The 21,180-nt window shown below is 65.5% G+C and carries 20 protein-coding genes; 12 read left to right on the top strand and 8 right to left on the bottom strand.

Features of this window, described 5'->3' with window-relative positions; genetic code table 11:
• Positions 1-253: 253 nt before the first annotated feature.
• Entirely contained in the window at positions 254-1,072 is an 819-nt protein-coding gene (locus ROH8110_RS14990) for a lytic transglycosylase domain-containing protein (RefSeq protein WP_085818580.1), read from the top strand.
• Positions 1,073-1,087: 15 nt separating this feature from the next.
• On the opposite strand, the gene ROH8110_RS14985 is transcribed toward ROH8110_RS14990, so the two are convergent.
• The 7 genes from ROH8110_RS14985 to tldD all read right to left on the bottom strand — a co-directional run bounded on the left by ROH8110_RS14985 (position 1,088) and on the right by tldD (position 9,909).
• Positions 1,088-1,714 (bottom strand): 3-oxoacid CoA-transferase subunit B, encoded by a 627-nt coding sequence (locus tag ROH8110_RS14985; protein WP_085818579.1) that lies wholly within the window; start codon positions 1,712-1,714, stop codon positions 1,088-1,090.
• Positions 1,695-2,489, bottom strand: coding sequence for a hypothetical protein (locus ROH8110_RS14980; RefSeq protein WP_085818578.1), 795 nt, complete (start codon positions 2,487-2,489; stop codon positions 1,695-1,697). Before ROH8110_RS14980 ends, ROH8110_RS14985 begins: the two co-directional genes overlap by 20 nt.
• Positions 2,486-3,556: a GSCFA domain-containing protein gene (locus ROH8110_RS14975; RefSeq protein ID WP_085818577.1), complete on the bottom strand. Its 1,071-nt coding sequence runs from the start codon at positions 3,554-3,556 to the stop codon at positions 2,486-2,488. Before ROH8110_RS14975 ends, ROH8110_RS14980 begins: the two co-directional genes overlap by 4 nt.
• 13 nt (positions 3,557-3,569) lie before the next feature.
• On the bottom strand, positions 3,570-4,265 hold the full coding sequence (locus ROH8110_RS14970; protein WP_085819032.1) for a CoA transferase subunit A: 696 nt from the start codon (positions 4,263-4,265) through the stop codon (positions 3,570-3,572).
• Positions 4,266-4,392: 127 nt separating this feature from the next.
• On the bottom strand, positions 4,393-6,915 hold the full coding sequence (gene topA / locus ROH8110_RS14965) for a type I DNA topoisomerase (RefSeq protein ID WP_085818576.1): 2,523 nt from the start codon (positions 6,913-6,915) through the stop codon (positions 4,393-4,395).
• A gap of 146 nt (positions 6,916-7,061) precedes the next feature.
• Positions 7,062-8,234 carry a DNA-processing protein DprA gene (gene dprA, locus ROH8110_RS14960; protein ID WP_085818575.1) on the bottom strand — a complete coding sequence of 391 codons (1,173 nt, stop codon included), beginning with the start codon at positions 8,232-8,234 and terminating at the stop codon, positions 7,062-7,064.
• 250 nt (positions 8,235-8,484) lie between these two features.
• Positions 8,485-9,909 (bottom strand): metalloprotease TldD, encoded by a 1,425-nt coding sequence (gene tldD / locus ROH8110_RS14955; protein ID WP_085818574.1) that lies wholly within the window; start codon positions 9,907-9,909, stop codon positions 8,485-8,487.
• 194 nt (positions 9,910-10,103) lie between these two features.
• On the opposite strand from tldD, the gene coxB reads away from it, so the two are divergent.
• The 11 genes from coxB (at position 10,104) to ROH8110_RS14905 (ending at position 19,949) form a co-directional block, all read left to right on the top strand.
• The gene (gene coxB / locus ROH8110_RS14950; protein WP_085818573.1) at positions 10,104-10,946 is read left to right on the top strand and encodes a cytochrome c oxidase subunit II; all 843 of its coding nucleotides are present in this window, start codon (positions 10,104-10,106) and stop codon (positions 10,944-10,946) included.
• An 84-nt stretch (positions 10,947-11,030) separates the two neighbouring features.
• On the top strand, positions 11,031-11,972 hold the full coding sequence (gene cyoE / locus ROH8110_RS14945; protein WP_085818572.1) for a heme o synthase: 942 nt from the start codon (positions 11,031-11,033) through the stop codon (positions 11,970-11,972).
• 4 nt (positions 11,973-11,976) lie between these two features.
• On the top strand, positions 11,977-12,141 hold the full coding sequence (locus ROH8110_RS18745; RefSeq protein WP_170156532.1) for a cytochrome c oxidase system small membrane protein: 165 nt from the start codon (positions 11,977-11,979) through the stop codon (positions 12,139-12,141).
• Positions 12,141-12,722 (top strand): cytochrome c oxidase assembly protein, encoded by a 582-nt coding sequence (locus tag ROH8110_RS14940; RefSeq protein ID WP_085818571.1) that lies wholly within the window; start codon positions 12,141-12,143, stop codon positions 12,720-12,722. The genes ROH8110_RS18745 and ROH8110_RS14940 overlap by 1 nt, the downstream gene beginning before the upstream one ends.
• Positions 12,723-12,748: 26 nt before the next feature.
• Complete coding sequence (locus ROH8110_RS14935; RefSeq protein WP_085818570.1) at positions 12,749-13,561, top strand: cytochrome c oxidase subunit 3; 813 nt, start codon at positions 12,749-12,751, stop codon at positions 13,559-13,561.
• Positions 13,562-13,670: 109 nt separating this feature from the next.
• Positions 13,671-14,354 (top strand): SURF1 family protein, encoded by a 684-nt coding sequence (locus ROH8110_RS14930; RefSeq protein ID WP_085818569.1) that lies wholly within the window; start codon positions 13,671-13,673, stop codon positions 14,352-14,354.
• Positions 14,351-15,739, top strand: coding sequence for a threonine synthase (gene thrC / locus ROH8110_RS14925; protein WP_085818568.1), 1,389 nt, complete (start codon positions 14,351-14,353; stop codon positions 15,737-15,739). The genes ROH8110_RS14930 and thrC overlap by 4 nt, the downstream gene beginning before the upstream one ends.
• Entirely contained in the window at positions 15,736-16,998 is a 1,263-nt protein-coding gene (locus ROH8110_RS14920; RefSeq protein ID WP_085818567.1) for a M16 family metallopeptidase, read from the top strand. The genes thrC and ROH8110_RS14920 overlap by 4 nt, the downstream gene beginning before the upstream one ends.
• Positions 16,998-17,582: a GNAT family N-acetyltransferase gene (locus ROH8110_RS14915; protein WP_085818566.1), complete on the top strand. Its 585-nt coding sequence runs from the start codon at positions 16,998-17,000 to the stop codon at positions 17,580-17,582. Before ROH8110_RS14920 ends, ROH8110_RS14915 begins: the two co-directional genes overlap by 1 nt.
• 52 nt (positions 17,583-17,634) lie before the next feature.
• The gene (locus tag ROH8110_RS14910) at positions 17,635-18,468 is read left to right on the top strand and encodes an MBL fold metallo-hydrolase (RefSeq protein WP_085818565.1); all 834 of its coding nucleotides are present in this window, start codon (positions 17,635-17,637) and stop codon (positions 18,466-18,468) included.
• Between the two features lie 62 nt (positions 18,469-18,530).
• Positions 18,531-19,949: an FAD-binding oxidoreductase gene (locus ROH8110_RS14905; RefSeq protein ID WP_085818564.1), complete on the top strand. Its 1,419-nt coding sequence runs from the start codon at positions 18,531-18,533 to the stop codon at positions 19,947-19,949.
• A 164-nt stretch (positions 19,950-20,113) separates the two neighbouring features.
• Here ROH8110_RS14905 and ROH8110_RS14900 read toward each other — a convergent pair whose 3' ends face one another.
• A complete protein-coding gene (locus ROH8110_RS14900; protein ID WP_085818563.1) occupies positions 20,114-21,178 on the bottom strand; it encodes an Mrp/NBP35 family ATP-binding protein in 1,065 nt (354 codons plus the stop codon).
• Positions 21,179-21,180: the final 2 nt, after the last annotated feature.

Here is a 21,180-nt window from a genome sequence, read left to right as displayed (position 1 = left end):
CCCTTGAATTCGGGCAGGAATTTGGCGCGATTAGAACCTTTTTCGTGAATGGCGGCTTTTTCTGAGGGATGGACTGCAAGTATCGGAAAATTAACGATTTAAAATACTTTCAGATTGCTTGAATCTGATGGTTTCGGGGGGATATCCGGTGCCTGGGGCTGTTTGGCGTTTCTCTTTTTCAGACAATTCTGGAAAAACCCGCGTTCTTTTGCGATAATCCACGACATAAGAAGTGGCAGAGCAGTAAAAGCCCATGAAATTCTTCGCACTCCTCGCTTTGGGCGTGGCGGTCTGGCTGCCCGTGCCAGCGCTTGCCGGCGATCCGCCGCCGTTCCCCGACTTCACTTTCAAGATGAGCAAGCCTCCCAAGCCGGGAACCACCAAGCGTATCACCGTGCAGATCGAACCCGAGCCCGAAAAGCCGAAAGCAACTGAAACAGTCGCGGCCGCGCCTGAGCTGGCGCCCGGCGCGCCTGTGGCAAGCTACGCGTGGTTCTGGGACCGGGTCTCGCCCGCGATCGGGATCGACGGCACCGAACGGCTGCGCGAGGCGATGTTGAACCTGTCGGCAGGGCCGGGAGGCACCTCGGTCAAGGAGCCCCGCCTGCAAACGATCCAGGGTATCGCCCGGTCCGAGGGCGAGCATGTGCTGCGCGCGACCATCGGCACCAACGTGTCGCCTGCATTGGTCCTTGCGGTCATCGCTGTCGAATCCGGCGGTCGTCGCAGTGCGGAAAGCCACAAGGGTGCGCAGGGGCTGATGCAGCTCATGCCCGACACCGCCCGCCGCTTCGGCGTCGAAGACAGCCTCTCGCCGGCACAGAACATTCGCGCCGGAGTTGCCTATCTCGATTGGCTGCTGGCCGAATTCGGCGGCGACGCGGTGCTGGCGCTCGCCGGCTACAATGCCGGCGAGAACGCGGTGAAGACGCATAAGGGCGTGCCGCCCTTCGCGGAGACGCGCGACTACGTGCCCAAGGTGCTGGCCGCCTTCCAAGTGGCCAGAGGGCTGTGCAAGACCCGCCCCGAACTGATCTCGGATGGCTGCGCGCTCAACCTCGCAATGAACTGAGCCCGCGCCGGGCGATCAGACGATCGTCGCGTCGGTGGCTGCGCGCAGTTCGTCCTCGGTCACGCCGGGGGCGCACTCGACGATCTTAAGCCCGCCCTCGACGACATCGAGGACACCGAGATTGGTGATGATCCGGTTCACCACGCCGGTGCCGGTCAGCGGCAGGGTGCATGCCTTGAGCACCTTGCTGTCGCCATGCTTGTTGGTGTGATCCATCACCACCACGACGCGACCGACGCCTGCCACCAGGTCCATCGCGCCGCCCATGCCCTTGACCAGCTTGCCGGGGATCATCCAGTTGGCAAGATCACCGTTCTCGGCGACCTCCATCGCGCCAAGGATCGCCATCGCGATCTTGCCGCCCCGGATCATGCCAAAGCTGGTGGCGCTGTCGAAATAGGCGGTGTGCGGCAGTTCGGTGATGGTCTGCTTGCCCGCGTTGATCAGGTCGGGATCGACCTCGTCTTCTGTCGGGAAGGGGCCCATGCCCAGCATGCCGTTCTCCGATTGCAGCGTCACATGCACGCCCTCGGGGATATAGTTGGGTACCAGCGTCGGGATGCCGATGCCCAGGTTCACATAGGTGCCGTCTTGCAGTTCCTGCGCCGCGCGGGCGGCCATTTCATTGCGGTCCCAAGCCATTGTCATACTCCTTTCGGGGTGAGTGAGGGCGGCATTCGGGCTCGAGGCCCAGCCATTGCCGTGCGAAGGCTTCAAAATGGGCGAAGCCGTAATCGGAATTCATATGCGTGTAATCGGGCGCCGCCGGGGTCTGCTCCGGCGCGAGCGTGGCGGCGCGCGCATAGGCGCCGATGCTGCGGCCCGGACCCGCAGTCAGGTGGTCGGGCTGGGGCATATACCCATAGTCGAGCCCTGACATGTGATAGTCGACCGTATCCGACCAGAGGCCGATTAGATCGGCAGCGGAGGGATGCTCCAGCCACGCGGCGGCATCCTGGGGCAGATCCGCGGCCCCATCGGCGGGAAAGGGCGCCGGCACCACGACGCAGCGCGGATCGCCGCGCAGGAAGCGCGCCAGCTTCTCGCAGTAGCGCTCGATCCGGAAATCCAGGAACTCTGTCAGCAACATCAACGAAACGCTGCGTGCTCGCCCGCGCGGGGCCAGCCCCAGCACGTCGAAATCGCTTATCATCCGGCTCAGGCCGCTGATGGCAAAGCTCTGGCCCGTCAGCAGGATGTGATCCTGTTCGCTCAGGTCGATCCGGTCCGGCAGGCCCTCTGCAGCGGGTTCGCGGGCGATCAGCACGCCGTTCTCGTCATAGCGGCACGACGAGAAGCTGTGGCGCGGCAGCGCAAAGAAGGACAGCGCCACTTTGGGAAAGGCCGCCTCGATCGCTTCGCGCGCCAGCATGTAGGCGCCGATATGCGAATTGCCTATGATCGCCACGCGGGTCATTTGCGAAACGCCTCCAGCAGGATTTCCTCGCAGATCGTGTCGTCGTCGACAGGCGTCGGAAGCGGGGTCGGGGGGATGGCGGGGCTGTCGGCTTCCGCGCCCTTGCCCGACGTTTCGCCCGCGCCAAGCGCCAGCGAGAAGGCCTTCAGCACCAGTTGCACGCCTTCGTCGGTGGGCTGGCGCGCGAACTGGTCGAGATAGGGACCGCGTGCGATGGTGGTCGTGACGATCTCGTAGGCCGGGAAATAGTCGAAATCGGGATCGCTCATCTGCAATTCGCCGCAGGCCGCGCGCAGCACCGCCTTGGAATAGGCGGTCGCGGAGGCGACATGATCGCCGCTGGCTGTCGCCACCAGCGGCACCGGCGACACAGTCAGCACGAAGCGCGCGGAACAACCATGGGCGCGCAACAGGTCGCGGCTGGCCCTCAGGTCTTCCATGACTTCGGTCTGGGTGAAATTGTGGAAGGTCGCGCGTGCGGGGTCATGATCCCCGGCCACGGTGCCCGGCGCCGTCGGCAGCGCATAGCCGCTGGCGCTGTCGATCCATCCCTCGGTCAGGCCCAGGGTCAGGATGATGCATTCGGCGCGTTCCAGAACGCCCCGCAGCGCCACAAGATGCTCCCGCCGGCTTTGCATGACCTCGTCGGGATGGCCCAGACCCTCCGGTTCGACCGTCGGGCGCAGCGCGTCATAAAACCGTCCGTCCTTTTCCCAGATCGGGCCGGGCGCGGGTGCGGGCGAGATCGCCTGCTCGATCAGCTGGCGGAACTGGCGCGCGGTATAGACATTGCCATAGCGCCCCGAGAACAGGTTGTAGCCGTAGCGATGGCACAGCCGAGTGGGCAGGTGCGCGGACATGTCCTCGCCTTGCAGCACATTCCAGCCGCCGCGCACCAACGCGCGATGCAGATGCTGGGCAAAGCAGCTTCCGATCGTCATCAGCGCGGTCTCGCGCGTGATCCCCGCCTTGGGTGTCCAGAGCTGCGCCAGCGACGCGGCATCGTCTCGCCCGACGCTGCTGCGCCAGAATGCCCGGTCCGGCAGATCCTGATAGGGCGAACGCATTCCCGCCCCCGGCTCAGGCCGCGCGGGTGGTGCGTTGCTCGATGCGCTTCTCGTGCTTGCCCTGGATCAGGCGATGCACATAGATGCCGGGCAGGTGGATGTGATCGGGGTCGAGCTCGCCGGGTTCGACGATCTCCTCCACTTCCATCACGCAGACCTTGCCGCACATTGCGGCGGGCGGATTGAAGTTGCGCGCGGTCTTGCGGAAGATCGCGTTGCCGGTCGTGTCGGCCTTCCAGGCCTTGACGATGCTGAGATCGGCAAAGATGCCGCGCTCAAGAACATAGGTCTCGCCGTCGAAATCCTTGTGTTCCTTGCCCTCGGCCACCTGGGTGCCGACGCCGGTCTTGGTGTAGAAGCCAGGAATGCCCGCGCCCCCGGCGCGCATCCGCTCGGCCAATGTGCCTTGCGGGTTGAATTCCAGCTCCAGTTCACCCGACAGGTACTGGCGCATGAACTCGGCGTTCTCGCCCACGTAGGAGCTGAGCATCTTGCGGACCTGGCGGGTCTGCAACAGGATGCCGATGCCGAAATCGTCGACGCCCGCATTGTTCGAGGCGAAGGTCAGATCCTTGACGCCGCTGTCCTTGATCGCTTCCAGCAGAAGCTCCGGAATACCGCACAAGCCAAAGCCGCCCGCGGCGATCAGCATGTCGTCGCGCAAAAGCCCGTCCAGGGCCTCGGTCGCATTGCCATAGACCTTCTTCATCACGAGATCCTCCTCGAAAACCTGTCTGCCCACGGTATGCGGCGCGAGACGGGCCAAAGTCAACGACCCCGGCCCGCAAATCCGGCCCACTAGGGTTACTACGTATGGCTTTACGTAGCGCGACCGGTCATTTCTTGGCGGCGGCCTTCTTGCGGGGTGCGGCCTTGGCGCGGCCCTTGCCCTTCTTGCCGGCCTTCTCGGCGATAAGCTGCACGGCCATCTCCATCGTCACCTCTTCGGGGTCGGTGCCCTTGGGCAGGGTGGCGTTGACCTTGTCCCATTTCACATAGGGGCCATAGCGGCCATCCATCACGTTCACCGCACCGCCGCTTTCGGGATGATCGCCCAGTTCCTTGAGCGCCTTCGCCGTGGCGCGCCCCTTCCCGCGTGAGGCGGCCTTCTTGGCCAGTTCCTCGACCGCGCGGTTCATCCCGATGGTGAAGACGTCATCGGGATCCTTCAGGTTGGCGTAAAGGCGGCCGTGTTTCACATAGGGGCCATAGCGCCCGATCCCGGCCTCGACCGGCTCGCCGTCCTCGGGATGCGGGCCGATCTCGCGCGGGAGGTTCAGCAGCATCAGGGCCTTTTCCAGGTCCATGTCGTCGGGGCTCCACCCCTTGGGCAGGCTGGCGCGGGGTGGCTTCTTGTTCTCTTCGGTGACATCGCCGCGCTGCACATAGGGGCCGAACCGGCCCGAGCGCAGGCTGATCTCGTCGCCCGCGTCCTCGCCCAGCACCCTGTCGCCGCCCTCGGCCCCCTCGCCGCCGATGGGCCGGGTGTAGCGGCACTCGGGATAGCGCGAACAGCCGACGAATCCGCCGGTGCGCGACGTCTTGAGATGCAGGCTGCCTTCGCCGCAGAGCGGACAGGCGCGCGGATCGCTGCCATCCTCGCGCGGCGGGTAAAGCTGCGGGGCAAGCGCGTCGTCGAGAATGTCCAGAACCTCGGTGATCCTCAGTTCGGAGGTCTCGGCGATCGCCGCCGAGAAATCGCGCCAGAACCGGTTGAGCACCTGCTTGTAGTCAAGATCGCCCGCGCTGACCTTGTCCAGGTCGTCCTCCAGATTGGCGGTGAACTCGTAGCCCACATATTTGCGGAAGAAGTTGAGCAGGAAGATCGTGACGATCCGGCCCTTGTCTTCGGGGATCAGGCGGTTCTTGTCCTTGCGGACATATTCGCGGTCCTGGATCGTGGTGACGATGCTGGCATAGGTCGACGGGCGGCCGATGCCCAGCTCTTCCATCTTCTTGACCAACGTCGCCTCGGTATAGCGCGGCGGCGGCTGGGTGAAATGCTGCTCGGGGGTGACGCCGCGCTTGTCTGCGGGTTCGCCCTCGGTGATCTGGGGCAGGCGCTTGTCGTCGTCATCGACCGCCTGATCGTCGCGCCCCTCTTCGTAGATGCGCAGGAAACCGTCGAACAGGACAACCTGCCCGGTGGCGCGCAGCTCGACCTGGCCATCGCGGCTGCCGATATCGACGGTGGTGCGCTCCATGCGCGCGCCCTCCATCTGGCAGGCGAGGGTGCGTTTCCAGATCAGGTCATACAGCTTGCGCTGATCGGCATCGGTGGTGCGGATCGCCTTGGCATCGCGCGTCATGTCGGTGGGGCGGATGCATTCATGCGCCTCTTGCGCGTTCTTCGCCTTGTTCTTGTACATGCGCGGCGATTTGGGGACATAATCCTCGCCGAAACGGTCCTTGATCGCGTCGCGCGCGGCCATCACGGCCTCCGGGGCCATGTCGATGCCGTCGGTCCGCATATAGGTGATATACCCTGCCTCATAGAGCCGCTGCGCCGCGCTCATGGTCTGGCGCGCGCCCATGCCGAACTTGCGGCTGGCCTCCTGCTGGAGGGTGGAGGTCATGAAGGGCGGGGCCGGGTTGCGCGATGCGGGCTTGGCCTCGACCGACTTCACGCTCAGGTCGCGTGACTCGATGGCCTGCACCGCCAGTTCCGCCTGGGTGCCGTTCTCAAGGTCGTAGCGTTCAAGTTTCTTGCCGGCCAGAACCGTCAGCCGGGCCTCGAATTCCTGTCCGCGCGGGGTGGCCAGAAGCGCCTTCACGGACCAGTATTCGCGGGCGCGGAAGGCCTCGATCTCCATCTCGCGCTCGACGATCAGGCGCAGGCAGACCGATTGCACGCGCCCGGCCGATTTCGCGCCCGGCAGTTTGCGCCACAGTACCGGGCTCAGGTTGAACCCGACAAGGTAATCGAGCGCGCGGCGGGCAAGATAGGCCTCGACGAGGTCGCCATCGACGTCGCGGGGATTCTTCATCGCCTCGGTTACGGCGGTCTTGGTGATCGCGTTGAACACCACGCGGCTCACCTTGGTGTCGGCCTTGATCACCTTGCGCTTGCGCAGCGCCTCTTCCAGGTGCCAGCTGATCGCCTCGCCCTCGCGATCAGGGTCGGTTGCGAGGATCAGCGTCTGGTCATCCTTGAGCGCGTCGGCGATCGCCTTGACGTGCTTGCGGGAGTCGTTTCCGATCTCCCATTTCATGTCGAAATCATGCTCGGGATCGACCGAACCATCCTTGGCGGGCAGGTCGCGGACATGCCCGTAAGACGCCAGAACCGTGTAGTCGGATCCCAGATACTTGTTTATTGTCTTGGCCTTGGCCGGGGATTCGACAACGACGACGGGCATGGAGACTCCTTTCGACTCGGGTCGAGACTTATGGCGGCGGACCATGTGGGCTTACAAGTGGATTTGTCAATGCGCCGGGGGCGGGCGGGCCCGGTGCGGGGCCGGCGGGACGTCAATGCAGGCGGCGCCGGGGTGCCGCTGACGGGTCAGGCCAGCGACAAAAGGCCACCCGGCTGGCGGCGGATGCGGCCATCCAGTTCCAGGTCGGTCAGCGCCGGGGTGATGGCGTTGGCGGGCGCGGCCAGATCGCGGATCAGCTGATCCTCGGCCAGGGGCGAGGGGCCGAGCCGGTCAAGGATCTGGCTGTGCAAGAGGGCGGTATCGCGCAGGCTGCGGCGCTCGCGCGGTGGCGTCGGAGGTTCGCCGGGCAGGGCGGGGGCCGGTTCCGTCAGTGGTATTTCCGTCTGTGCCGGGGCCGGGTGCGCGGTGGCTGGCAGCGCCTCGATCACGTCGGCGGCGCGGCGCACCAGAAGAGCACCGTCGCGGATCAGCATGTTGCACCCGGCGGCGCGCGCATCAAAGGGGTGGCCGGGCACCGCCAGCACCTCGCGCCCCTGGTCAAGCGCCATGCGGGCGGTGATGAGCGAGCCCGATTTGACCGCCGCCTCGACCACCACGACAGCCTTTGCAATACCGCTTATGATCCTGTTCCTGCGGGGAAAATGGCGCGCCTGCGGCGCCATGCCCAGGGGCTGCTCCGAAAGGCGCAGCCCGGTCTTGGCGATACCCTCGGCAAGGCGCGCGTTTTCGGCCGGGTACATCACGTCGACGCCCCCGGCCAAGATGGCGACGGTGCCCGCGTCGAGCGTGGCGGTATGGGCGGCGGTGTCGATGCCGCGCGCCAGGCCCGAGACCACGACAAAGCCTTCGGCGGCAAGGTCGGCGGCCAGCGCGCGGGCCATGCGCAGCCCCAGCGACGAGGCGTTGCGCGCGCCCACCAGCGCGACCATCGGGCGTTTGAGAACATCGGGATCGCCAATCGCCCAGAGAAGCGGCGGCGCATCGGGAATCTGTTGCAGATCAGCGGGATAGAGAGGGTCGCCCATGCAGATCATGCGCGCACCCGCCGCCTTTGCGGCGCGCAGTTCGGCGCGGACGACGTCCTCGGGGCAGGGGCTGTAATCCTCGACCCCGGCGGCGCGGGCTACTTCGGGCAGCGCCGAAAGCGCCGCGCTGGCAGAGCCATGTTCCCCCATCAGCCGCATGAAGGTCGTTGGGCCGACCCGGCGTGAGCGCAAGAGGCGGAGCCACGACACCCGATCATCTTCCGTGGTGGGTGGGAGTGGGGGGTGAGTGGAAGGATGTGGGTCTTCGGACATCGCCGCTCCGCCTGCTTGCAAACCCACTATGCGCAGGGGTGGTTAACGGCTGGTAAACCGCAAACGGGCGAGTCGCGATTCTTTGCGAGAATTATTTCAAGATATTGATATTGCGCCTTAATTATTCTCCCCGACGATATGGAAACGCTTTCGGTATCGCCCCGGCATTGCATCGGTATCGCGTCGGTGCGCCTGTCAGTGGCCGTCGAGGGCGGGTGAATCGTGAACAGGGCGCGCGCAGCCCCAACGCTCAGCCCGCCGCAGAGCCGCCAACCGTGAGGCCGCCGATCATCACGGTCGGTTGACCGACGCCGACGGGTACCCATTGGCCGGCCTTGCCGCAATTGCCCATGCCGGGATCGAGCGCCATGTCGTTGCCAAGCGCGCGGATCTGCTGAAGCGCGGTGGCGCCGTCGCCGATCAGCGTCGCGCCCTTCACGGGTGCGCCGACCTTGCCGTTCTTCACGCGGTAGGCCTCGGTGCAGGAAAAAACGAACTTGCCGTTGGTGATATCCACCTGCCCGCCGCCAAAGCCCACAGCATAGATGCCGTCATCGAGATCGGCCAGGATGTCGGCGGGGTCGGCATCGCCGCCCAGCATGTAGGTATTGGTCATCCGCGGCATGGGGGCGTGGGCATAGCTTTCGCGCCGCCCGTTTCCGGTGGGTTCAACCCCCATCAGGCGGGCGTTCTGGCGGTCCTGCATGAAGCCCACGAGAATGCCATCCTCGATCAGGGTGTTGCGGGCGCTGGGCGTGCCCTCGTCATCGACGGTGATCGAGCCGCGCCGGTCGGGGATCGTGCCATCGTCCAGCACGGTGACGCCGGGCGCCGCGATGCGCTGGCCCATCAGCCCGGCAAAGGCCGAGCTGCCCTTGCGGTTGAAATCGCCCTCGAGCCCGTGGCCGATGGCCTCGTGCAGCAGGATGCCGGGCCAGCCGGGGCCGAGCACCACGTCCATCACCCCCGCCGGGGCGGGCTCGGCGCGCAGGTTCACCAGCGCGATGCGCAACGCCTCCTGCGTCTTGGCCTGCCAGTCGGCGGGGTCGATCAGCCCGTCAAGGCCGACCCGCCCGCCGCCGCCCGCCGATCCGGATTCACGCAGCCCGTCCTGTTCGACGATGACCGAGACATTGACGCGCACCATCGGACGCGAATCGCTGACCTCGCTGCCATCGGCGCGCAGGATCACCACCTCCTGATGCGAGGCCGCCAGCGAGGCCGTCACCTGCACCACCCGCGGATCGAGGCCGCGCGCGTAGGCGTCGATCTCGCGCAGGGTCTCGAGCTTGACGGGAAAATCGGCGCCCGCGATCGGATCGGCATCGGTATAGAGGTGGCGATTGGTGCGCGCCGGGGGCGGCGCCATCACGCCGCCGCCATCGCCCACGGCAAGGCGCGCGGTTTCGACGGCGCGGGCCAGTGCGGATTCGGAAATGTCCGAGGAATGGGCATAGCCCGCCACCTCGCCGCGCACCGCGCGCAGCCCGAAACCCTGTGCAGCGTCGAAAGATGCGGTCCTGACGCGACCGTCATCGAAGACCAGCGACTCCGACTGGCGGCGCTCCAGAAACAGCTCGCCATCGTCGGCGCCGGCGGTCGCGTCGCGCAGCCGCGCAAGGGCGGCATCGCGGTCGAGCATGGTCTCGAAGGGGCGAAAGGCGGCGTCGGTCATGGGTTGTGTTCCTTGATAAGGTGCGACATTGGAGTTTGATCTAAATCAAAAAAGCGTCCGTTTGCCGCAACGGTCTTTCTTGTCTGCCGTGTCAGAATATGGTTTCTAACGTCGGTGAAACAACGGGATTCCGCGCTTGCCGGGTCCGACGCTGCGAAAAACAAACCGACCGCTTCAACCGATCAGGGTGCAAAATGCGACGATTCCTTAGCCTATTGGCCGCGATGGCCGCCGTTTCCTTCAACCCCGCGTATGCGCAGGACGGTCTCGAGATCATCGGCGCGCCCAAGGATGGCGGCATCGGCTTTCAGCCCGCCGCGACCGAACTGGCGCGCGACCTGCACTGGCTGGACGGGATGATTCTGGTGATCATCACCGCGATCACCATCTTCGTCTGTGCCCTGCTGGTTGTCGTGATGGTGCGCTACAACCGCCGCAAGAACCCGAATTCGGCCAGCTTCACCCACAACTCGCCGCTCGAGATCGCATGGACGATCGTGCCGATCGTGATTCTGGTGTTCATCGGGGCGTTCTCGCTGCCGGTGCTGTTCAAGCAGCAGGAAATCCCCGAGGCCGACATCAACATCAAGGTGACCGGCTACCAATGGTATTGGGGCTATGAATACACCGACCACGATTTCGCCTTCGACAGCTTCATGCTGTCGCGCGACGAGCTCGAGGAATACGGCTACAGCCAGGATGAATACCTGCTGGCGACCAATACCGCCGTCGTGGTGCCGGTCAACAAGACCGTCGTCATGCAGGTGACGGGCGCCGACGTGATCCACAGCTGGACCATCCCCGCCTTCGGCGTCAAGCAGGACGCGGTGCCGGGCCGTCTGGCGGAACTGTGGTTCAACGCCGAGAAGGAAGGCATCTATTTCGGCCAGTGCAGCGAACTGTGCGGCAAGGACCACGCCTATATGCCGATCACCGTGAAGGTGGTGAGCCAGGAAGATTACGACCGCTGGCTGGATGGCGCGATCGAGGAATATGCCGGCACGCCGCGCGACGTGCAGGTGGCCCTGGCCGACTGACATGACAGCCAAGGGCGCGCGCCAGGCTGCGCGCCCTTCAGCATCCGCAGCGATGCCTGACACGATCCGAACCCGGAGACCAGGATGAGCGACGCAAGTTTCAACACAGCGACCAGCCGGACCGGCGAGGCAGGGTTTGGCGATTATTTCGCCCTGCTCAAGCCGCGGGTGATGACGCTGGTGGTGTTCACCGCGCTGGTCGGCCTTCTGGCCGCGCCGGTCGGGGTGCACCCGGTGGTGGGATTTGCCGCGATCCTGTTCATTGCCGTGGGCGGGGGCGCTTCGGGCGCGCTCAACATGTGGTGGGATGCCGATATCGACCGGGTGATGAAGCGCACCCGCTCGCGGCCGATCCCGGCTGGCACCATCACCGAGGACGAGGCATTCGCCTTTGGCATCGCGCTGGCCGGTTTCGCGGTGGTGATGCTGGCGCTGGCGACGAATCTCGTGGCGGCGGCGCTCCTCGCCTTCACCATCTTCTTCTATGTCGTCATCTATTCCATGTGGCTCAAGCGCTGGACGCCGCAGAACATCGTGATCGGCGGCGCCGCCGGGGCGTTTCCGCCGATGATCGGCTGGGCCGCCGCAACCGGCACGGTCAGCGTGGAATCGGTGCTGATGTTCGCGCTGATCTTCATGTGGACGCCGCCGCATTTCTGGGCGCTGGCGCTGTTCATGCGTTCGGATTACGAAAAGGCCGGGGTGCCGATGCTGACGGTCACGCATGGCCGCCGCGTCACCCGCAGGCATATCCTGATCTACACGATCCTGCTCGCGGCGCTGGCGGTGGGCACGGGCTTCACCGCCGTGGGCGGGCCGCTTTACGTGGCGGTGGCGCTGGTGCTGAACGCGCTGTTCCTGGTGGGCGCGCTTCGCATCTGGCGGCGCGACGAGGACATGGCAGAGGCCGATGGCTACGCGGTCGAAAAGCGGTTCTTCCGCCTGTCGCTCTACTACCTGTTCCTGCATTTCGGGGCGATCGCGCTGGAAGCGGCGCTGGTGCCCTACGGGCTGGGGGGCTGGTAAGCGGATGAGCTTTCGCGAGGAACACGACCTTCACAAGCGCCGCTTTGGCCGCAACTTGGGCCTCGGGCTGGTCCTGGCGGCCTTCGTCGCGCTGGTCTTCGGCCTGACCGTGGCCAAGGTCACGACCGATGATTTCACCATGCAACCGTCCAGCGAGGCGCGGGATTGATGAAATTGAATGGAATAAACAAGACCGTGGTGTCGCTGGTCGCAGTGGTCCTGACAATGGGCGCGCTGGGCTGGGCGTCTGTGCCGCTTTATGACTGGTTTTGCCGCGTCACCGGTTACGGCGGCGAGACCAGCACCGCGACCGCCGGGTCGGACGAGATTCTGGAGCGCACCGTGAAAGTGCGCTTCGACGCCAGCAAGGAGCGGGGATTCCCCTGGGAATTCAAGCCCATGCAGCGCGAAATGGAACTGCGCATCGGGGAAACCGGGCTGGCCTTCTACGAGGCCTACAACCCCACCGATCACCCCATCGCCGGGCAATCGAGCTATAACGTGACGCCCTTCGAGGCGGGCAGCTTCTTTACCAAGATCGACTGTTTCTGCTTTACCGAGCAGATCCTGCAACCCGGCGAGCGCGTCGAGATGCCGGTGACCTTCTATGTCGATCCCGAAATGGTCGATGACCGGGACGCGAAGCTCGTGCACACGATCACGCTGTCCTATACGTTCTACGAGATCGACATGCCCGAAGACCACGCCGCCCTTGATCGGACCGGCGAAACCGAAATAAAACAGAACTGAGCCTTCCACGAGGGATAAAGACCAAGATGGCACACGAAAAAAACCACGATTACCACATCCTGAACCCCTCGATCTGGCCGCTCCTGGGCGCCTTGTCGGGATTTGTCATGCTGTTCGGCGCGGTCCTCTGGATGTCGCCGCAGGCGGCGAACAACCAGCCCTGGGTGTTCCTGATCGGGTTTGTCGGCGTGCTTTACGTCATGTTCGGCTGGTGGTCGGACACCGTGGCCGAGAACCAGGCCGGCGATCATACCCCGGTCGTGCGCATCGGCCTGCGCTATGGCTTCATCATGTTCATCATGTCCGAGGTCATGTTCTTCGCGGCGTGGTTCTGGAGCTTCTTCAAGCACGCAATGTATCCGATGGGGCCCCAAAGCCCGGCCGTGGACGGCCAGTGGCCCCCGGCGGGGATCGAGACCTTCGATCCGTGGCATCTGCCGCTGATCAACACGCTGATCCTGCTCTGCTCGGGTGCGGCGGCGACATGGGCGCACCACGCGCTGGTGCATGAGAACAACCGCAAGGACATCAAGTCCGGCCTCGCCATCGCGATCGCGCTCGGCGCGCTGTTCACGGTCTTCCAGATCTACGAATACAGCCATGCCGGTTTCGGCTTCTCGGGCAATATCTATGGCGCCAACTTCTTCATGGCGACGGGCTTTCACGGCGCGCATGTGGTGATCGGCACGATCTTCCTGTTCGTCTGCCTGATGCGGGTTCTGCGCGGCCACTTCACGCCGGAAAATCATGTCGGCTTCGAGGCCGCCGCCTGGTATTGGCACTTCGTCGACGTGGTCTGGCTGTTCCTGTTCGCAGCGGTCTATATCTGGGGCGGCTGAGCCCGGCAGGCCACGGGGCGGTTGCATTTCCGTCTCCGAAACGCAAGAACACAAAGCGCGCGGGCTTCGCGCGCTTTTCCTTTTCCGACTTCCAACGGAGCGCCCCTGATTGGCACGTTACCTCGTTCCCCTGATCTTCGGTCTGGCCGGTGTGGCCATCCTGATCGGCCTTGGCACCTGGCAGATGCAACGCCTGGCCTGGAAAGAGGGCGTTCTGGCCGATATCGAGGCCCGGATCGGCGCCGACCCCGTCGCGTTGCCGCCACAGCCCGACCCCGAAGCCGACCGCTACCTGCCGGTGCGGGTCAGCGGGCAGATGGGGGATGACGCGCTGCGCGTGCTGGTCAGCCAGAAACAGGTGGGCGCGGGTTACCGCGTGATCTCGGCGCTCGACATGGGCGCGCGGCGCATCCTTGTGGATAGGGGCTTCGTCAAGACCGCCGTCGATATTCCCGCGCCGCCCGAGGGCGAGGTCACGATCACGGGCAACCTGCACTGGCCCGATGACCGCAACAGCGCGACCCCCGCCAATGACGTGGCGGAAAACATGTGGTTCGCCCGCGACCTCGACCAGATGGCGACGGCCCTCGATACCGATCCGCTGCTAGTGGTGGCGCGCGAGACATCCTTTTCCGATGGTCCGGTGACGCCCTTGCCGGTGGACACGGGCGCCATTCCGAACGATCACCTCGAATACGCGATCACCTGGTTTTCCCTGGCCGCGATCTGGGCCGCGATGACCGGCTATTTCCTTTGGCGCTCGCGCAAGACAGCGAAAGGCGACACCGCATGAGATACATCTCGACCCGTGGGCAAGCGCCCGTTCTGAGCTTTGAAGAGGCGATGCTGACCGGGCTGGCGCGCGACGGCGGGCTCTATCTTCCAGAAACCATCCCGCAGATGAGCACCGCCGATATCGCCGCGCTTGAGGGCGTGAGCTATGAAGAGGCGGCGTTCCGGGTGATGCGGCCCTTCATCGGCGACACCTTCACCGACGAGGAATTCCACGGCATCATCGCCCGCGCCTATGCGGGCTTCGGCCATGTCGCGCGCGCGCCGCTCAAGCAGCTCGAGAGCGGGCATTTCCTGCTCGAGCTGTTCCACGGGCCGACCCTGGCGTTCAAGGATTTCGCCATGCAGCTGATCGGTCAGCTGTTCGAGGCCGCGCTCAAGCGTAACGGCCAGCGGGTCTGCATCGTGGGCGCCACCAGCGGCGACACCGGCAGCGCCGCGATCGAGGCGTTTCGCGGGCTCGATGCGGTGGATGTGTTCATCCTCTTCCCGCAAGGGCGCGTCTCCGAAGTGCAGCGCCGCCAGATGACCACGCCGGCCGAGTCCAATGTCCACGCGCTCGCCATCGAGGGGCATTTCGACGATGCCCAGGCCCGCGTGAAGGACATGTTCAACGATTTCGAGTTCCGCGACGCGGTCGGGCTCGCCGGGGTCAATTCGATCAACTGGGCGCGCGTGCTGGCGCAGGTGGTCTATTACTTCACCTCCGCCGTCAGCCTTGGCGCGCCGCACCGCAAGGTCAGCTTCACGGTGCCGACCGGCAATTTCGGCGATATCTTCGCGGGCTACATCGCGCGGCGCATGGGGCTGCCCATCGACCGGCTGGTGGTGGCGACCAACCAGAACGACATCCTGCACCGCTGCCTGAGCGCGGGGGAATATCGCCCCGACGGGGTGATCCCCTCGATCAGCCCGTCGATGGACATTCAGGTCAGCTCCAATTTCGAGCGCGCGCTGTTCTATGCCTATGGTCAGGATGGCGGCGCCGTCGCGCAGCTGATGGACGAGCTCAAGGCCGGCGGCTTCAAGGTCAGCCAGGGCGCGCTCGAGGCACTGCGCGAGGCGTTCGATTCAGGGCGCTGCGACGAGGACGAGACCAGCGCCACGATCCGCCGCGTCCATGCCGCCACGGGCGAACTCCTGTGTCCGCACAGCGCCGTCGGCGTCAAGGTCGCCGACGAGATGCGCGTGCCGGGGACGCCGATGATCACCCTTGCCACCGCCCACCCGGCCAAGTTCCCCGCCGCCGTCGAGGCAGCAAGCGGCGTGCATCCCCCCTTGCCCGAGCGCATGTCTGACCTGTATGAGCGATCCGAACGCGTGACCGGGGTCGCCAACGATCTTGGCGCGATTGAAACACTGATCAAGGAACGGACCGGGCATTGACCGTCAATCTGACCACGCTCGACAACGGGTTTCGCATCGTCACCGAACATATGCCGAGCCTGGAATCCGCCGCCATCGGGATCTGGGTGAACGCCGGCGCGCGCCACGAACGCGCCGAACAGAACGGGATCGCGCATTTCCTTGAACACATGGCCTTCAAGGGCACAAAGACGCGCAGCGCGCTGGCCATCGCCGAGGCGATCGAGGATGTGGGCGGCTATATCAACGCCTATACCAGCCGCGAAGTCACCGCCTATTACGCGCGGGTGCTCAAGGATGACGTGCCGCTGGCGCTCGATGTGGTGGCCGACATCCTGCGCAACCCGGTCTTCGAGGGCCGCGAGATCGAGATCGAGCGCGGCGTGATCCTGCAGGAGATCGGCCAGGCGCTGGATACGCCCGACGACATCATCTTCGACTGGCTTCAGGAGAAGGCCTATCCCGATCATCCGCTGGGGCGCACCATTCTTGGCCCCGAGGAACGCGTCGGCGCGTTCTCGCGCGATGATCTCGAGGGCTTCGTCAAGGAACATTACGGTCCCGGCCAGATGGTGCTGGCCGCCGCCGGGGCCGTCGATCACGACGCTCTGGTGCGCGCCGCCGAGCGCCTCTTCGGCGACATGAGTCCCAAGACGCCCTATGTGCCCGATACCGCGCGTTTCGCCGGGGGTGAAAGCCGCCGTGTCAAGGAACTGGAACAGGCGCATTTCGCGCTGGCCTTCGAGGGGCCGGATTACGCGCATCGTGATATCTATGCTGCGCAGATCTATGCTTCGGCTCTGGGCGGGTCGATGTCCTCGCGGCTGTTCCAGGAAATCCGTGAGCGGCGCGGCCTCTGCTATACGATCTTCGCGCAGGCCGGAGCCTATGCCGATACCGGCATGATGACGATCTATGCGGGCACCTCGCGCGACGAGATGGCCAACCTTGCGCAGATCACCATCGACGAGATGAAACGCGCCGCCGAGGATTTCCGTCCCGACGAGATCGAACGCGCCCGCGCCCAGATGAAGGCGGGGCTGCTGATGGGGCTTGAAAGCCCCTCGAACCGGGCCGAGCGGCTGGCGCGGATGCTTCAGATCTGGGGCCGCATTCCGCCCCTCGACGAGGTGATCGGCCGGATCGACGCCGTGACCCTGTCGGATGTGCGCGCGCTGGCCGAACACACGATCACCACGGCCCCCGCCGCAATGGCGCTTTACGGTCCGGTCGAAGCCGCGCCCAGCCTTCAGGCGCTTCAGGACAGGCGCGCCGCGTGATGTTCATCCCGCGCCGGAAAGTCAGGATCGAGACCGAGCGTCTGACCCTGCGCCAGCCGGTGCTGACCGATCACCGCGCATGGTCCGCCCTGCGCGAGGAAAGCGCCGCTTTCCTCATCCCGTGGGAACCCACCTGGGCCGATGACCACCTTGCGCGCAGGGCGTTTTCCAACCGTGTCTACTGGGCGCAGCGCTCGATCGCGCAGTGCACCGCGCTGCCGCTGTTCCTGATCCGGCGCGAGGACAACGCGCTGGTCGGGGCGATCACGCTCGACAATATCCGCCGCGGCCCCGCGCAGGCCGGGACGCTGGGCTACTGGACGGGTGCGGCCTTTGCGCGCCAGGGCTACATGCGCGAGGCCATCCTCGCCGTGGTGCATCACGCCTTTGAACGGCTCGACCTCAGCCGGATCGAGGCCGCCTGCCTGCCCGAAAACCAGGCATCGCGCGGCTTGCTGGAAAAATGCGGCTTCAAATACGAGGGCGTCGCGCAAAGCTATCTTCAGATCAACGGGCGCTGGCGAACGCATGTTCTTTATGCATCGCTCAGGCGCGACCGGCGCGGGCGCACCGCAACAGGCTGACGCGACGGCAATTCGTGCTATCCTTTCCCAAGGTCAGGGGGAGGTTGCTTTCATGATCCGTTTCATCACTGCTCTTGTCTTCGCGCAGATCTGCCTCGGTGCGCCAGTCCTTGCCCAGCAGGACCGCCGCCCCAGCCATTGCATCGCCATCGCGCAGACCACGCCGGGGATTGCCTATCTTCACAAGGCAGGTTTTCGCGATCCCTTGCCCGCCCATACGGTGCGCCTGCGCTATATCGCCCATGCCTCCTTTCTGATCCAGACCGATGACGGGCTGTCGGCGGTCACGGATTTCACCGGCTTTATCGGCAATGTGGATTTCATTCCCGATGTCGTGACCATGAACCATGCCCATTCGACCCACTGGACCGCCAACCCCGATCCCCTGATTCCCAATGTCCTGCCCGGATGGGGAGATTTCGGCGAAGGGGTCGACCATCATGTCGATCTCGGGTCCATGCTGGTGCGCAACGTGCCCACCGATATCCGAAGCTGGGACGGCACGGTCGAAACCAACGGCAATTCGATCTTCGTCTTCGAGGCGGCGGGGCTGTGCATCGCCCATCTCGGCCATCTGCATCACGAACCGAGCGACGAACAATACGCGGCGCTGGGGCGGATGGATGTGGTGATGGCGCCGGTCGATGGCGGGCTGACGCTGCCGCTCGAGAACATGATGAACGTGCTGCGCCGCACCAAGGCGCGGATCGTGATCCCGATGCACTGGTTCGCCGACGGCTCGCTGGGGCGCTTTCTGGCGGGGATGGAGGATGAATTCGCCATCGTCGACACCGGCGCGCATGAAATCACCGTTTCGCTGCGCAGCCTGCCTGACCGGCCCACGATCATGGTGCTGCGCCCGGCCTATTTGCGCGAGGACGAATAGCGCCGCCCCGGCCCGGCGCAGGAAGAACTGGACTGCGCCGCGCCAGATGGTAGCAAAGCCCCATGAGTCTCAATCCCGTCACCCCCGCCTTCATCGCCGATCTCGAGGCGGCGCTTCCCGAAAGTGCCATTCGCGAGACCGCACCGCATTACCTCGAAGAGCCGCGCGGGCGCTGGCACGGGCAGGCGGGCGTGGTGGTGGCGCCGCAGGATACGGCGCAGGTGGCGGCGGTGATCCGCGCCGCCGCGGCGGCGCGCGTGCCGGTGGTGCCCTATGGCGGGGGCACCGGGCTCGTGGGCGGGCAGCTTGCACCCGACGGCCCCGCGCCGGTGGTGCTGAGCCTCGAGCGGATGCGCGCGGTGCGCGCGATCCACCCGCGCGAGAACCTGATGCTGGTCGAAGCGGGCGCGATCCTCTCGGATGTGCATGACGCCGCCGCCGAGGCCGGGCTGCTCTTTCCGCTCAGCATCGCCGCCAAGGGCAGCGCGCGGATCGGCGGCCTGCTTGCGACCAATGCGGGGGGCGTGAACGTGCTGCGCTATGGCAATGCGCGCGAGCTGTGCCTGGGCCTCGAGGCGGTGCTGCCCGACGGGCAGATCTGGCACGGGCTCAAGCGGCTGCGCAAGGACAACACGGGCTATGACCTCAAGGATCTCCTGATCGGCGCGGAGGGCACGCTCGGGGTGATCACCGCCGCCACGCTGCGCCTCGTGCCCCGGCCTGCGGGCGAGGGCACGGCGCTGATGGTGGTCGAAAGCCCGGCGGCGGCGCTCGATCTGCTGTCGCTGGCGCGCGATCACATGGGCGAGGGGGTGAGCGCCTTTGAACTCATCCACCGCGCCGGGCTCGATTTCCTGGCCGAGACCCTGCCGGACATCCGCCAGCCCTTTGCCGAAGCGCCCGAATGGTTCGTGCTGGTCGATATCGGCCTTGCACGCGGCCTCGATCCCGCCACGGCGCTCGAGACGCTCTTTGCCGAAGGGCTCGAGGCGGGGCTGGTCAGCGACGGCATGATCGCCCAGAGCGAGGCGCAGCGCCATGATTTCTGGGAATTGCGCGAACAGATCCCCGAGGCCAACCGGCTGATCGGCGCATTGAACTCGCATGACATCTCGTTGCCGCTCGAGGCGATCCCGGATTTCATCGCCCGCGCGCCCGAGCATATCGGGCGGCTCGGCCCGTTCCGCATCAACTGTTTCGGGCATCTGGGGGATGGCAATCTGCATTACAACGTCTTCCCCGCCCAAGGCCAGCGGCGCGAGGACCATCTCGGCGCGCGCGACGCGATCCAGCGCTGCGTGCATGACCTCGTTCACGAGATGGGCGGCTCGGTCAGCGCCGAGCACGGGATCGGGCGGCTCAAGGTGGGCGATCTTGAACGCTATGGCGACCCGGCCAAGCTCTCGGCGATGCGCGCGATCAAATCAGCGCTCGACCCTTTGGGCATCATGAACCCCGGCGCCGTGCTCAGGGCCGTGTGATCCAGATGAGCGCCTGCGGCGCGCCCGATCCTTTCAACGAGGGGGCGCCGCCCCCTCTTGGCCTCCGGCCAATTCACCCCCGGAGTATTTGCCGCAAGATGAAGCGCAGCGGCGTGCCGGGCTTCATCTTGCCTTGAATACTCACATGGCGCTGGCTGGCGGGGTCAGGCGACGCCCTGGGATATGAGCGCGCGGGCGATGTCGTGGAAGACCTGCGCCTGGGGGGCGTCGGGATTGGCGACCACGATCGGCGTGCCATTGTCCGAGGTGGTCCGGATGTCGATATGCAGCGGCACTTCACCCATCAGCGGCACGCCCAGTTTCCGGCATTCCGCCGCGACGCCGCCATGCCCGAAGACATGTTCCTCATGGCCGCACTGGCTGCAGATATGGGTGGACATGTTCTCGATCATGCCCAGCACCGGCACATGCAGCTGGTTGAACATGTCGATCCCCTTGCGTGCATCGAGCAGCGCCACGTCCTGCGGTGTCGAGACGATGATCGCCCCGTCCACCACCGTTTTCTGCGCCAGCGTCATCGACACGTCGCCGGTGCCCGGCGGCAGATCCACCAGAAGCACGTCGAGTTCGCCCCATTGCACCTGCATCAGCATCTGCTGCAATGCCCCCATCAGCATCGGCCCGCGCCAGATCACCGCCTGGTCCTCATTGGTCATGAGCCCCATCGACATCATGGTGACGCCGTGATTGCGCAGCGGCAGGATGGTCTTGCCATCGGGGCTGGCGGGGCGGCCCGAGACGCCCAGCATTCGCGGCTGGCTGGGTCCGTAGACATCGGCATCGAGCAGACCCACGCGCTGCCCCTGCGCCGCCAGCGCGCAGGCGAGATTGGCCGAGACGGTGGATTTCCCGACCCCGCCCTTGCCGCTGGCGATGGCGATGATGTGGTTCACCCCCGGCACGCGCTGCGGCCCTTGGGGTTCGGGCTTGCGCTGCGCCTTGAGGTCGGGCGGCGCCTTGGCGCTATGGGCGGTCAGCACCGCCGAGACCCCGCGCACGCCGTCAAGCGCCTGCACCGCTGCCTGAGCCGCCGCGCGCACGGGCTCGTAGGATTCGGCTTTGGCCGGGTCGATCTCGAGCACGAAGCGCACCGCGCCGTCCTCGACAGTCACGCCGCGCGCAATGCCCGCGGTGACGATATCGGAGCCGCTCTGGGGGTCGGCAACGGTTCTGAGCGCCGCGAGGACGCTGTCTTTTGTCAATGTCACGT

The organism is Roseovarius halotolerans, from assembly GCF_900172255.1.
GTDB classification, from domain to species: Bacteria; Pseudomonadota; Alphaproteobacteria; order Rhodobacterales; family Rhodobacteraceae; genus Roseovarius; species Roseovarius halotolerans.
The sequence above is the reverse complement of the archived record's forward strand: the minus strand, read 5'-3'. Positions and strand labels throughout refer to the sequence as shown.